The organism is Clostridium sp. AF19-22AC, from assembly GCF_003479085.1.
Taxonomy (GTDB): Bacteria; Bacillota; Clostridia; order Lachnospirales; family Lachnospiraceae; genus Faecalicatena_A; species Faecalicatena_A orotica.
Genome location: NZ_QUGN01000002.1, coordinates 140,376 through 154,550, shown reverse-complemented (window position 1 = coordinate 154,550; position 14,175 = coordinate 140,376). Strand labels below are relative to the sequence as shown.

Genomic DNA, 14,175 nt, shown 5'->3' with positions numbered 1-14,175 from the left:
ATCGTTCTATATCATCCAGCTCTCTTACACGCATTATCATAGCACAGCTTTTTCTACATTGCTACGGACTTTGGAAAGTCTTAAGTAAATCTTAAAAAAATTGGGGGAAGTTCCCTGATTCTCCCCTATAGGGTATGAACATAAAAATAGAGTGTTTTTCAACACTCTATTTGTCTGCACATATTAATTATACTTACGTTTTCTAGCAGCTTCAGATTTCTTTTTACGTCTTACGCTTGGTTTTTCGTAATGTTCTCTTTTACGAATCTCCTGCTGAATACCAGCTTTGGCACAGTTTCTTTTGAATCTGCGTAAAGCGCTATCTAACGTCTCGTTTTCTTTAACGATTACATTTGACATAGTCTCACACCTAACCTCCCCTCCAGCCTTGTATTGTGCATCATACGACTGTTCGGGTATATTTATTGCACTACAAAAGATTATATCATATTTTCGCTAAACGTCAACTGTTTCCGGGAAAAAAACTAAGAAAGTTGTCCTTCAAGCGTCTCTTTTGCCTTTACAAGTGCATCTTTTATACCAGCCGGGTTCTTTCCGCCTGCCTGAGCCATGTTCGGGCGTCCGCCGCCGCCACCGCCTACCAGGCCGGCAATTGCTTTTACAAGATTTCCCGCATGTGCACCCTGCTTCATGGCGCCTTCTGTCGCCGTAACCATCAGGCTTACTTTGCCGTCATTGCCGGAAGCAAGGACCACGACACCTTCGCCAATCTTTTCTTTTAACTGGTCTCCCAGATCGCGCAGTCCGTTCATGTCTACACCATCCACCTCTGTAGCAAGGAGCTTTATGCCTTTTACGTCCTGTACCTGATCCATCACATCGCCCATCGCATCCTGGGCCAGTTTACTCTTTAAGCTCTCCACTTCTGAATGCAGGGCCTTGTTTTCATTCATCATATGTGTAATCTTCTCTGTCAGGTTCTCTGGTGACGCTTTCAGAACCTTAGATGCCTCATTCAGCTTCTTTTCGAGCGCATCATAATACTTCAGAAGGCCCGCCGATGTGAGTGCCTCAATACGGCGCACACCTGCTGCTACCCCTGTCTCAGATATGATCTTAAGCGCCATGATCTCGCTTGTATTCTTTACATGGGTGCCTCCGCAAAATTCAATTGAAAAACCACCCATGTTGACAACACGCACGATATCACCATATTTTTCACCGAACAGCGCCTGAGCACCGGTCTTTCTCGCTTCTTCGATCGGCATGTTCTTTATCTCGACAGGAAGTGCTTTTGTGATATTCTCGTTCACGATTGCTTCTACTTTTTTTAGTTCCTCTTCTGTTAATGCTGAAAAATGAGTAAAGTCAAAGCGCAGACGGTCTTCATTCACACTGGAACCTGCCTGTTCAACATGCGTTCCGAGTACGGTTCTCAATGCCTTTTGAAGCAGATGTGTCGCACTGTGGTTACGCGCAGACAGAGCTCTCTTTTCAGCGTCCACGGTAAGTTCAGCCTTATCCCCGGTCTTGATCATTCCCTTTACAACATGGCCTACATGGCCGATTTTGCCTCCTAGGAGCTTAATGGTATCTTCTACCTTGAATTCCCCTTCTGCAGTACGGATCGTCCCTTTATCAGCCTCCTGACCGCCGCTGGTTGCATAGAACGGTGTCTCCTTTACAATGACAGTCCCGTTTTCGCCGTCGGAAAGAGCTTCTGTAATTTCTGTTTCTGTCGTCAGTACAATAATCTCAGACTCACAGCTTAATGTATCATAACCGACAAACGTACTTGTTATACCCGGGTCAATGGATTCATAAACAGTAACATCGGCTCCCATGTAGTTTGTCACGCCGCGGGCCGCCCTTGCGGTTTTACGCTGCACTTCCATTGCTGCATGGAATCCCTCTTCATCCACATCCATTCCTTTTTCTTCCAGTATCTCTTTCGTCAGGTCGATCGGGAAACCGTAAGTATCATAAAGTTTAAAAGCATCCTCACCGGATAAAGTCTTTGTCTTCTTTGCTTCCATATCAGCAATCATATCGGAAAGGATTCCGAGTCCCTGATCAATGGTCTTATTGAACTGCTCTTCTTCCTTTGCAATGACATTCAGGATAAAGTCTTTCTTTTCTTCCAGTTCCGGATATCCATCCTTCGATTCAGCAATAACAGTCAGGACGAGTTCCGGCAGGAAATTTCCTTCTATATTCAGCAGTCTTCCATGACGGCATGCCCTTCTTAAAAGACGGCGCAGTACATAGCCGCGGCCTTCATTGGACGGCATAATACCGTCTGAGATCATAAAAGTCACGGAACGGACATGGTCTGTAATTACACGGATTGAAACGTCCCTATGCTCGTCTTTGCCGTATTCTGCCCCTGCAAGGCGGCAGACATGGTCTCTGAGTGCCTTAATCGTATCCACATCAAAAATGGAGTCAACATCCTGAACGACAGATGCCAGCCTCTCGAGTCCCATACCGGTATCAATATTCTTTTGTTCCAGTTCTTCATAATGACCTTTTCCGTCATTGTCAAACTGTGTAAATACGTTATTCCAAATTTCCATATAACGGTCGCATTCGCAGCCGACTGTACAGTCCGGGCTGCCACATCCGTACTTTTCGCCTCTGTCATAATAGATTTCAGAGCAGGGACCGCACGGGCCTGAGCCATGCTCCCAGAAATTATCTTCTTTACCAAACTTAAAGATCCTTTCTGCCGGTATCCCCATCTTTTTATTCCAGATATCAAACGCCTCATCATCCTCCAGATATACGGAAGGATACAGCCTGTCCGGATCAAGTCCGACAACCTCTGTCAGGAATTCCCATGACCATTTGATTGCATCTTCTTTAAAATAATCTCCAAAAGAGAAGTTTCCGAGCATCTCAAAAAATGTACCGTGGCGTGCAGTCTTACCGACATTCTCGATGTCACCTGTACGGATACACTTCTGGCAGGTTGTCACTCTTTTTCTCGGCGGAATCTCCTGTCCCGTAAAATAAGGCTTTAAAGGCGCCATTCCTGAATTGATGAGCAGAAGGCTCTTATCATTGTGCGGCACTAAAGAGAAGCTCTTCATTGCCAGATGCCCTTTGCTTTCAAAAAACTCTAAAAACATCTTTCTTAGTTGGTTCACTCCATATGGTTGCATAACCTTTATCCTCCCGGTTTCTTGCATTATACATTCAACAGAAACAGAGTGGATATATATCCACTCTGTGTGTCTAACCTATCATATCATAGCTGTAATGGTTTTTCAATATTATTTCAGTTCGATTTCAGCCAGTTCACTCGGCGGAATATCGTTGGTTGAGTTCTTGACGTAGTTTGCGAGAGCCTTCTTTGCCTTCGCTACCGGAATGTTCGTTCCCGCACCCGCGATGCATCCTCCCGGGCAGCCCATACCCTCGATCAGGCAGCCGTTCATTCTGCCTGCTTTTGCAAGGGTCAGGATCTTCTTACATTCGGCAAGCCCCTCTGCGTGCTCAATGTTGACATCCACCCCCGGATAATATTCATTGACACACTTTTCAATTGCTTCCGCAACACCTCCGGCGCATGCATAGCCGCGTCCGGCCCCTGTTGCATCATGGAAGGAAGACTCTGCGGAATATTTGGTCAGGTCAATCTCCTTCGCATCAAACATTGCCTGCAGTTCTTCGTAAGTCACAACAAAATCAACATCACTGCGCACGGTCCTTCTGGAAGCTTCCAGCTTCTTGGCTGCACATGGTCCAATGAAAACGACTCTTGCATTCGGATGCTCTTGTTTTATCGTTCTTGCCGTTGCAACCATAGGTGTCAGTTCCTGTGAAATCTGGTCGATCAGGTCCGGGAAGAACTTTTTCGCCATCATCGCCCAGGACGGACAGCAAGATGTCAATAGAAACGGAAGCTCGCCGGACACCACCTTTTCCACATAATGGTGGGCCTCTGAAATCGCACCGATATCTGCACCCAGAGCTACCTCATAGACCTCTGAGAAGCCGAGCTCCTGCAGGGCGGCCTTGATGTTTCTCGGTGTGATATTGTCTCCGAACTGCCCTACAAATGCTGGTGCGATCTCGGCTACAATCTCTCCGCCTTCCTGAAGGGCACGTGTCAGCTGGAAGATCTGTGACTTGTCAGAAATCGCCCCAAACGGACAGCTGACCATGCACATACCGCAGGATACACACTTCTCCGTATCAATGTAGGCCCTTCCGTACTTATCAGACACAATTGCACCGACTCCGCAGGCATTCTTACATGGTCTTTCTTTTTTCGCAATGGCATCATACGGACAGACAGATTTACACTTCCCACACTTAATACACTTTTCCTGATCAATGAATGACTTCCCATTCACCATAGAAATCGCGCCCTTTGGACAGACCTCCTGGCATGGATGCGCCAGACATCCTTTACACATATTACTCACTTCATACTTATTCTCTTCACAGCGCTCACATGCAGATGGTATTACCTGCATAAGCGGCGGCTCATAATATTTTTCAGATATATTACTGGCTTCCACTCCGGCAGTCAGGTGCACCGGTTTATTCTCCGGGCGCAGGGACAGCCCCATCGCAAGCCTTAACCGCTCTCTTACAATCGCGCGCGCGCGGTATGTACTCTCGCGGTACTTCTCTTCTGTATCATCATTCACAATTTCATAAGGTATTGCTTCCATATCCGTCAGCAGTGTATCTGCGTCCGCCTTAAATCCCAGTTTCGCAACCTCTGTAAATACACGTCTCCTAATCGCCCTGACCGGTGTCTGCAGTCCTCTCATCATAGGTTCTCATCCTCCTGAATTCATAAAAAACAGCACATAATGCGCCATATCTTCTCTTTGCACTATCACTATACCCTTATGTTAAAAAATAGTCAATACAGTTCCTTGTATAAAAAGAAGTACATTATTTGCCCTGAAGCAGTTCCTGTGCATAGTAAACGGACTGCATTGCATCCCTGCCGTAAAAATCTGCCCCGATCATATCCGCATACTCCTGGTTCAGCACGGCGCCCCCGACCATAACCCTGCAGGAAGGAGCCTGCTTTCTGAGCTGTTTGATTGTCTCTTCCATGCTTACAACCGTTGTTGTCATAAGGGCACTTAAACCAACCAGACGGACATCTTTCTTAAGCACCGTATCCACAATTAGTTCCGGTGCGACATCTTTTCCGAGGTCTATGACATCGAAGCCGTAGTTCTCGAGGAGTACTTTTACGATATTCTTTCCGATATCATGAATGTCCCCCTTAACCGTTGCCAGTACAATTTTTTCTTTCTTTTCTTCTACCTCTCCATCAGATGCAAAAGCATCTTTCAATATGGCAAACGATGCCTTTGCAGCCTCCGCGCTCATCAAAAGCTGCGGGAGGAAGACCGTACCATTCTCAAACCCTTTGCCAACCTTATCCAGTGCAGGAATCAGGAATTCATTGATAATATCAAGGGGCTTTCTGTCTTTCACAAGCCCTGATGTAATATGATGGGCCTCCTCTTTCAGCCCTTTTTCAATGGCAGTATCAAGAAGCATACTCTGTCCGGCTGACGGTGCCGCCTGTGCCGGGGCTGCCATCTGCGCATATTGGGATATATAAGTTTCGCAGTTTTTATCCAGATTCATCAGTGCGTGATAAGCATAATAAGACTTCATCATGTCCTCGGAAGAAGGATTGATAATCCCTGCGCTCAGGCCGTTAAACATTGCCATCGTATAAAAATTCGCGTTCACAACCGGACGGCTTGGCAGGCCGAAGGAGATATTGGAAACTCCCAGAACTGTATTCACTCCCAGCCCTTCCCTTACTTTCTTTAATGCCTCCAGCGTGACTTTAGCCCCCTCAGGTTCGGAACTGATCGTCATGGCAAGAACATCAATGACAATATCCTTCTTCTGAATCCCATACTTTCCGGCTTCTTCGATGATGCGGCGAGCTACCCTGACCCTGCCGTCTGCTGTTGGAGGAATGCCGTCTTCATCGAGGGCAAGTCCAATTACGACTCCTCCATATTTTTGAATCAGGGGGAATACGGCATCCATCGACTCCTGCTTGCCGCTGACTGAATTCACCATTGGTTTTCCGTTGTAAATACGAAGCGCCGTTTCCATCGCTTTTACATCCACCGTATCAATCTGCAGCGGCAGGCTCGTCACACTCTGAAGTTCTGTCACTACCTCTTTCATCATAGCCGCCTCGTCAATATCGGGGAGTCCGACATTGACATCCAGAATATGCGCACCCTTGTCCTGCTGGGTAATTCCCTCTTTCAGGATATAATCCATATCATGCTCTTTTAAAGCCTGTTTAAACTTCTTCTTTCCGGTAGGGTTGATACGCTCCCCTATAATTTTGGAGCCTTCTCCCAGAAATACAGCCTGCCCATAGGAAGAAACAACCGTCCATTCCTTCGGCTTTAAAGCCACCGGTTCCATTCCCCGGCAAAGTCCGGTCATCGCACGGATATGATCCGGGGTTGTACCGCAGCATCCCCCGATGACAACAGCACCTTTTCTGACAATTTCCTGCATCGTAGAAGCAAACGCTTCGGGAAGAACATCATAAACGGTTTTCCCATTTACCTGTTTGGGAAGACCCGCATTCGGCTTTACAATCACAGGCAGGGAAGAATATCTCAGAATCTGTTCCAGAACCGGCATCATCTGTTCCGGACCCAGACCACAGTTAATCCCGAGTGCATCTACCCTGAGCCCTTCCAGAAGTGCCGTGACCGACGGAACATCTGCTCCGGTCAGCAGTTTCGCACGCTCATCAAAGATCGTAGTTACAAAGACCGGAAGGGAGGTATTCTCCTTAGCTGCCAGCACTGCAGCCTTCAGCTCGTAGGTATCACTCATCGTCTCAATATGGATCAGGTCAGCCCCTGCTTCCTCGCCATATATCACCACTTCTTTGAATGCTTCATAGGCCTCCTCGAAATCCAGATCCCCCATAGGCTTTAAAAGCTTTCCGGTCGGACCGATATCCAGGGCCGTATATACTTCACGGTCCACATCCGCAAGTCCTGCTGCCCTCTTCACATGCCCCACGGCTTTCTCAACAATCTCTTTCAGAGACATGCTGCCGTCATGGAACTTCAAGGCATTTGCACCGAATGTATTGGTCAGTATGATGTCGCTTCCAGCTTCTATATACTTTTTATGTATCCCTGTTACAATCTCTGCATGAGTAATATTCCATGTTTCAGGGAGTTCTCCGGGCTTCAGCCCCTCCGCCTGCAGAAGTGTCCCCATTCCGCCGTCAAAAAACAGCAGTTCTTTTCCTAATCTGTCTAAAATCATATGATGTCCTTTCCGCTTATTATCTTCTGTATATGCAATCCTTTTTTTCACAAACTTCACAGCCCTTTATATGGCATTTCTCCGCCGTATCACTTGCCCCAATCACGGCAGTTACAGATTTCGTCGGCGTCATCATGTAACTGTCCGTCATCGTAAGCCCGATCGTCTTCGCACAATCCAGCATCTGTATGAGCGGGGCCTGAAAGCGAATGTCGAAATCTCCATATCCGGGACTGAATCTCGGCCTTAAGTGAAGCCCTTCTTTTTCCATTTCCATGCCAATCTCAGTCTGGCACCTGTCACAGTATTCCTCAAGCAAAGCGGCCGCGCATGCCTGAAGTACAACAGCCCCCGCCATATTTGTGACAGATGCACGTGTAATCAGCCTGTCAACACCGGCGCCAAGCGTAGCGCCAAACAGAATAACTTTCCTGCATCCTTTGAGATTCCTGCCGAGACTTGAACTCTGTATCGCACTCGTTCCTATTGTAAACTCATCATCCGCCGTCTGATTGAAATCAAAGATGCGATAGATGGATTTCCTGCCTGCCGTCTCCTCCAGATTCCGAAAAGAATCTGAAATCAAAGCAAGAGTTCTTTCATCTACCGCATGCTTTCCATACCCCAGATAACGGATGGCCTCTTTTGTCATATCATCCATCTGTTATAACTCCTAGCATTTTATTATTTCTGATAAATTGCGCATAATTGCTTCTGCTGTCTCTGGCTTATTCATGGAATAAATATGAATATTCTTCACACCATTCGCAAGCAGGTCGATAATCTGATCCGTTGCATATGCGATCCCGGCCTGTTCCATCGCATTCGGATAATCACCGAACCTGTCCAGAATTGCCTGAAATCTTCTTGGGAAAACTGTCCCGGATAATTCTAAGCTGCGCTTCATCTGCTTTGCACTCGTAATAGGCATGATACCCGGCAGCACCGGTACCGTGATTCCGGCTTCACGGATACGGTATAAAAAATTGTAATGAATATCATTGTCGAAAAACATCTGGGTCGTCAGAAAATCAACACCGCTGTCCACTTTCTGCTTCAGAAACTTGATATCATCTTCCTTGTGCTCATTCTCAACATGGCCCTCCGGATAACAGGCTGCGCCGATACAGAAATCACCTGACCTGCGAATCTCCTCAACCAATTCGTAAGCATAATGGAACCTGTCTTCTGTCGGGAACGGCTGGTCTGCCGGGATGTCCCCGCGGAGCGCCAGAATGTTCTCTATTCCCAGTTCTTTCAGATTCGAGATTACACCCCTCACCTCATCCTTTGTGGATGATGCACATGTAAGGTGTGCCAGACTCTCGACCCCCAGATCCTCTTTGATATGCTTCGCGATCTTCGCTGTATTCCTGCTGGTTCCGCCGCCGGCACCGTATGTTACGCTGATAAAATCAGGCCTAAGTTCAGCAATCCTGTCTGTAGCCCTCATTACATTATCAACCCCCGCGTCTGTCTTTGGCGGAAATACTTCAAACGATATATGTATCCTGTCTTCTTTCAGTCTGTCTATAATCTTCATGCCTTTACTCTCCTGTGTATCGTTTTCACGCAGCAGCCCCTTCTATTCACCGATCAGGCTCTTATATAAATCATTGTACTGCCTTGCAGAATTCTTCCATGAAAAGTCCATATTCATGGCGCGCTCTACAATTTTATTCCAGTCACGTTTCTTATCGTAATAGATACGTTCTGCGTAACGGACGGTATTCAGCATCTCCTGCGCATTGTAATTGCTGAAGCTGAAACCAGTTCCGGTCTTTTCAAATTCGTTATAGGGTTCTACAGTATCTTTCAAACCGCCGGTCTCCCTTACGATCGGGATTGTTCCGTAGCGGAGGCTCATAAGCTGGCTTAACCCGCATGGTTCAAATAAGGAAGGCATAAGGAACGCATCACATGATGCATAAATTTTATGCGATAACTCCTCCGAATAAAAGATATTGGCAGAAACCTTTCCTGAGTATTTCCATGCAAAATGTCTGAACATGTTCTCGTATTTTGCATCTCCTGTGCCAAGTACGACAATCTGAACCGCATCCTGGCAAAGTTCATCCATAACATAGTCTATCAGGTCAAACCCCTTCTGGTCCGTCAGTCTGGATACCATTCCGATCAACATTACTTTGTTGTCTTTCTCCAGCCCGAGTTCTTCCTGAAGAGCCGCCTTATTAAAAGGTTTGTTCTTTCTGAAAGTCTCTACGGTAAACTTTCTCGCAATCCTGGTATCTGAAAACGGACAATACTCTTCATAATCCAGCCCGTTCACAATACCGCATAAATCATTGGCTCTCGCCCTCATCAATCCGTCAAGTGCCTCCCCGTAGAACGGAGTCTTAATCTCCTCCGCATAGGTCTGGCTGACGGTCGTTACTTTATCTGCATATACGATTCCGCCTTTGAGCAGATTCGCATCTTTGTATGCTTCCATCTTATCCGGAGCGAAATAATATTCCGGCAGCCCGGTGATCTGGCGTACAGTCTTCGTGTCCCATACTCCCTGGAATTTTAAGTTATGTATTGTCATTACAGACTTGATCCCCCGGTAATACTCCCCAAGATAACGGAAGTTATCCAGATAAACAGGAATCAGCCCTGTCTGCCAGTCATGACAGTGGATCAGATCCGGGCGGAAACCGATCACCGGAAGAATACTAAGCACTGCCTTTGAGAAAAATGCAAACTTCTCAATATTCCACTTAGGATCCCCGTCATACGGTGCAAAACCGCCAAAATAAAATTCATTGTCAATAAAATAAAAGGTGATCTTGTCATATACACACTTCAAGATTCCGACATACTGGTCGACTCCAGCGATGTCCATATAAAAATGACTTTCATACTCCAGCATATCTTTCCACTTCTGGTTCATGCATGTATACTTTGGCAGAACAACCCTGACATCATATTCCTTCTTGTCGAAATACTTTGGCAATGAGCCGACAACATCTGCCAATCCACCTGTTTTAATAAAAGGTACACATTCTGAAGATGCAAATAAAATGTTTTTCATAAATACATCCCTCCACTTTCCTTGAGTTCTCTTCGAAGCCTTATTACTGACTATTATACCTCATTTTCTGAGCAAAGGGAAGAATTATCTGTGCTTATACTCCAATTGGATCGTATCCGCAATCAAAGCTATGAATTCAGAATTCGTCGGTTTCCCCTTTCCTGTGCTGACAGTATAACCAAACAATTCATCCAGCGTATCCAGTTTCCCGCGGTTCCACGCCACTTCAATTGCATGGCGGATTGCGCGCTCCACACGGCTGGATGTTGTCTGATATTTTTTTGCCACTGTCGGATATAGTACTTTTGTAATAGCATTCAGTACATCCATATCTTCAACAGCCATCATTATTGCATCTCTTAAATAATGGTACCCTTTGATATGTGCAGGAATCCCAATCTCATGAAGCATGTTAGTGACACGGTTTTCCAGGTCTTCTTCTCTGATATTGGTATTTCCAGTAATTTCATCATTTTTCTTATCGTGATTCCGGAACACTTTTCTTACAGTTTTTATACGATTCAACAACATCTCGTTATTAAAAGGTTTCATGATGTAGTAATTTGCGCCTTTGTTGAAAGCATCTTCTGTAATTTTTTCCTGTCCAACCGCTGTTACGACAATAAAATCAGGGCGTTTTGTCATAGTTTTATCCTGATTAATCTGCTCCATAACGGTTAATCCGTCCATTTTCGGCATAATCAGATCAAGTAAAACCACGTCTGGCTGTTGATTTCTGATGATTTGACACATCTCCTCACCGTTTTTAGCCTTTCCCACCACATTCAGTTCCTTGTCCATGTTGATAATTTCTTCCAGTAAATCCAGAATTCTCTCATTATCATCAGCGATGGCCACGTTTAAATGTTCCATAATCCCTCTCTCCTCTTAAGGACCCGGACTGAGAAACGCCACTCGATTATTATATCTGTCAATGATTGCAGAATCAAGGGTAATTTGTTGCTCTAATTCGACAAACTATGACTTGCAACATTCTCCAGCATATTTTCGATAAAAATGCCGTAACCTTTTGTGGAATCCTGCACGAATACATGGGTCACAGCACCGATCAGTTTCCCATTCTGGAGGATGGGGCTCCCGCTCATCCCCTGTATGATTCCCCCCGTCTTTTCAAGGAGTCCGGGGTCTGTCACCTGGATCACCAGTCCCTTGTTGGCTTCCCGTCCGGAATAGTCGATATCTGTCACCTTAATGTTATATTCCTTGACCTCATTGTCGACAAAGCAACGTATTGTCGCGTCGCCCACTTCCACCTCTTCTTTGGCCGCAGTCTGTACAGGAATCTGGTCGGTAAACAGTTCGTCGATTTTGTCAACCTTTCCATATATTCCTTCGTCTGTATTTTTTTCAATAGTGCCTAATTTGTTGTAGCCGTTATAGACAATGATGCCTTCCATGCTTCCCGGAATTCCATTTTCACCCTTTTTTATGGAATGGATGCTCGTCTTGTACAGGGTTCCATCTGCAATTGACAGCAGGACATTCGTATCTGTGTCATGGATCCCATGCCCCAGAGCACCGAATTCACTGTTCCCTGTCAAAAACGTTACGGTTCCCAGCCCCTGTACATTGTCCCTCACCCAGATTCCCAGCTTGTACTCATCCGGTTCACATTCTACAGGCTTAACCTTCACATCAATCGTCTCATCATCTCTTCTTAACTGCAGTACGACTTCATCCTCATCGAGTTCTTTCAGTGATTCCATCAATTCTTTCTTATTATCAATCTTTTTCCCGTTAAATCCGGTAATATAATCCCCGCATTTTACCAGATGGCCTGCCGGTTCATAATCCACACCGTCTATTCCTTTGATATGGTCTGTATCCAGCACCATCACCCCGTCTGTCTCCATATAGATACCAACCGGCATTCCGCCAACCAGCACAGTATCTTCGCTGATTGCTTCTGTGCTGACCTCAGTCTGCTCCACAGCATCAGCCGCCATCCACCCAAAATATCCCGCCGCCGAAGACAAAAAAACAGCAGAAAATAAAACAAGCAGTCGATTCTGCCAGCGCTTATCCATGCATCCACACCCTTCCCGTGCTTCTGTCAATTAACTGACATGCACTTTTTAAAATGGAGTTTCCCTTATTAGAAAGAAAAACGGATACCATCTCTGGTATCCGTTTTAGTATGTGTACACATAGCAGTTTTCACTCTGGTATTATATTTCACGCTTTGCCATTTCTTTCATCTCCGCGGCGCTCTCCAGAATCTTGCCGGTAACTTTTGCACCGCCTAAGAGTCTCGCAAGCTCCTCGACAGACTCCTGTTCTCCAAGACAGGAGATTTCTGTTTTTGTGATATTAGACTTTGCTTCTTTCTGAATCAGATAATGGGCATCTGCCATTGCTGCAATCTGGGGAAGGTGTGTGATACAGATCACCTGCCGGCTGTTTCCGATCACGTGCATCTTCTCCGCGACTTTACCGGCCGTTATCCCGCTTATTCCTGTGTCAATCTCATCAAAAATCAGGGTCGGCGTATCCTCTTTATCCGCAAGCACCGTCTTGATTGCAAGCATAATTCTGGAAAGTTCACCGCCGGATGCCACATTTCCCAGCGGTTTTAGGTCTTCTCCCGGATTTGTCGAGATGTAAAATTCACCATCGTCCACTCCATTGGAAGAATAGGTTTCAAGACGGTTAAGCCGCATTTCAAACTTCACATCGAGAAAATTCAGGTCTTTCAGCCCCTGCGTAATTTCTTTCACAAAAGAAACGGATGCCTTTTGCCTCTCTTTACTTAATGCAACAGAATGCTTCTCCAATTCTTTTTCGCATTTTTTAAGGTTCTCTTCCAATTCAGCAATATAATTTTCATAATCTTTCAGTTCGTTTAGTCTTTCCTTCCTGATCTGGCAATATTCCTGGATTTCACTGACACTGTTCCCATATTTTGCCTTTAAATGGTTGATCAGGTTCAGGCGGTTCTCTGTCTCGTAAAAATCTTCCTCTGAAAAATCAAAGCTCTTTTCATATTCGGAAAGTTCCCGGTTAAAATCATTCAGAAGGCTGTCAATCTCTACAAGCTGTTCATACAGGGCAGCACCCTTGTCATCACACTCACTGACATCCTGGAATGCACGTATTGCACGGCTTAGCAGGTCACTGGCGTTCCCTGCGGCAGATTCACTTGTATACTGGTAAGTCTCCGAGATTCCTTCCGTAAAGCGTCTGCTCTCTGTCATACGCTGATAGAGTGATTCCAGTTCCTCATCTTCATTCATCCGAAGGCCTGCTTCTTCAATCTCCCTCACTTCAAACTCTGTCAGAGAAATTTCTTTCTGCCTGCTTTGTTCATCCATACCGGATTCTTCCACTGCCTTTTTACATTTCTGATACTCCCTGTAAGCTCTGGAAATAGAAGCCTTCATCGGCTCTATTTTGTCCTTTGCGTAAACGTCCAGAAGGGCCAGATGGTTCTTTTTATGTAACAGCGCCTGGTGCTCGTGCTGCCCGTGAATGTCAATCAGAATACTGGCTACATCTTTCAGCACACTCATATTGACCGTCTCGCCGTTAATCTTGCTTACAGAACGTCCTTCCATTAGTTTTCTGGACAGCACCAGCATCCCGTCTTCCGGGAAAATATCCAGAGCCTCCAGTTGTTTTACAACAGACTCATCCTCTGCGGTAAAGATCAACTCCACAAGGCCGAACTGTGCGCCGCTGCGAAGCATATCTGCGTTATACCTGCCGCCGAGGGCAAGGTTCACAGAGCCCAGAATAATAGATTTCCCGGCTCCTGTCTCTCCGGTCAGGATATTTAACCCCTGCCGGAATTCTACTTCAATTTCATCAATCAATGCTAAGTTTTTTACATGCAGATATTGTAACATATTTTTTTC

10 protein-coding genes are annotated in these 14,175 nt (G+C 45.8%); all 10 read right to left on the bottom strand.

Translation table 11 applies throughout. The features are described from left to right. Positions 1-183 precede the first annotated feature (183 nt). Entirely contained in the window at positions 184-360 is a 177-nt protein-coding gene (rpsU, locus tag DWX43_RS02780) for a 30S ribosomal protein S21 (protein ID WP_004054229.1), read from the bottom strand. A gap of 125 nt (positions 361-485) precedes the next feature. Then, positions 486-3,125, bottom strand: coding sequence for an alanine--tRNA ligase (alaS, locus tag DWX43_RS02775; protein ID WP_118618640.1), 2,640 nt, complete (start codon positions 3,123-3,125; stop codon positions 486-488). Positions 3,126-3,236: 111 nt separating this feature from the next. After that, positions 3,237-4,751, bottom strand: a complete 1,515-nt coding sequence (locus tag DWX43_RS02770) for a 4Fe-4S dicluster domain-containing protein (protein ID WP_118618638.1) — start codon at positions 4,749-4,751, stop codon at positions 3,237-3,239. 124 nt (positions 4,752-4,875) lie between these two features. Next, complete coding sequence (locus DWX43_RS02765) at positions 4,876-7,266, bottom strand: homocysteine S-methyltransferase family protein (RefSeq protein ID WP_118618910.1); 2,391 nt, start codon at positions 7,264-7,266, stop codon at positions 4,876-4,878. Positions 7,267-7,285: 19 nt separating this feature from the next. Then, complete coding sequence (locus DWX43_RS02760) at positions 7,286-7,927, bottom strand: vitamin B12 dependent-methionine synthase activation domain-containing protein (protein ID WP_118618636.1); 642 nt, start codon at positions 7,925-7,927, stop codon at positions 7,286-7,288. A gap of 12 nt (positions 7,928-7,939) precedes the next feature. Next, on the bottom strand, positions 7,940-8,809 hold the full coding sequence (metF, locus tag DWX43_RS02755; protein ID WP_109729273.1) for a methylenetetrahydrofolate reductase [NAD(P)H]: 870 nt from the start codon (positions 8,807-8,809) through the stop codon (positions 7,940-7,942). Between the two features lie 42 nt (positions 8,810-8,851). Beyond that, positions 8,852-10,300: a glycogen synthase GlgA gene (gene glgA / locus DWX43_RS02750; protein WP_109729272.1), complete on the bottom strand. Its 1,449-nt coding sequence runs from the start codon at positions 10,298-10,300 to the stop codon at positions 8,852-8,854. Positions 10,301-10,384: 84 nt separating this feature from the next. Continuing rightward, entirely contained in the window at positions 10,385-11,173 is a 789-nt protein-coding gene (gene spo0A, locus DWX43_RS02745; protein ID WP_109729271.1) for a sporulation transcription factor Spo0A, read from the bottom strand. Between the two features lie 92 nt (positions 11,174-11,265). Continuing rightward, complete coding sequence (gene spoIVB, locus DWX43_RS02740; RefSeq protein ID WP_109729270.1) at positions 11,266-12,348, bottom strand: SpoIVB peptidase; 1,083 nt, start codon at positions 12,346-12,348, stop codon at positions 11,266-11,268. 141 nt (positions 12,349-12,489) lie between these two features. Continuing rightward, positions 12,490-14,166: a DNA repair protein RecN gene (recN, locus tag DWX43_RS02735; RefSeq protein WP_109729269.1), complete on the bottom strand. Its 1,677-nt coding sequence runs from the start codon at positions 14,164-14,166 to the stop codon at positions 12,490-12,492. Positions 14,167-14,175 lie beyond the last annotated feature (9 nt).

Coding starts and splice junctions, on each gene's coding strand:
- rpsU (WP_004054229.1), bottom strand. CDS start 360: ATGTCAAATGTAATCGTTAAAGAAAACGAGACGTTAGATAGCGCTTTA.
- alaS (WP_118618640.1), bottom strand. CDS start 3,125: ATGCAACCATATGGAGTGAACCAACTAAGAAAGATGTTTTTAGAGTTT.
- DWX43_RS02770 (WP_118618638.1), bottom strand. CDS start 4,751: ATGATGAGAGGACTGCAGACACCGGTCAGGGCGATTAGGAGACGTGTA.
- DWX43_RS02765 (WP_118618910.1), bottom strand. CDS start 7,266: ATGATTTTAGACAGATTAGGAAAAGAACTGCTGTTTTTTGACGGCGGA.
- DWX43_RS02760 (WP_118618636.1), bottom strand. CDS start 7,927: ATGGATGATATGACAAAAGAGGCCATCCGTTATCTGGGGTATGGAAAG.
- metF (WP_109729273.1), bottom strand. CDS start 8,809: ATGAAGATTATAGACAGACTGAAAGAAGACAGGATACATATATCGTTT.
- glgA (WP_109729272.1), bottom strand. CDS start 10,300: ATGAAAAACATTTTATTTGCATCTTCAGAATGTGTACCTTTTATTAAA.
- spo0A (WP_109729271.1), bottom strand. CDS start 11,173: ATGGAACATTTAAACGTGGCCATCGCTGATGATAATGAGAGAATTCTG.
- spoIVB (WP_109729270.1), bottom strand. CDS start 12,348: ATGGATAAGCGCTGGCAGAATCGACTGCTTGTTTTATTTTCTGCTGTT.
- recN (WP_109729269.1), bottom strand. CDS start 14,166: ATGTTACAATATCTGCATGTAAAAAACTTAGCATTGATTGATGAAATT.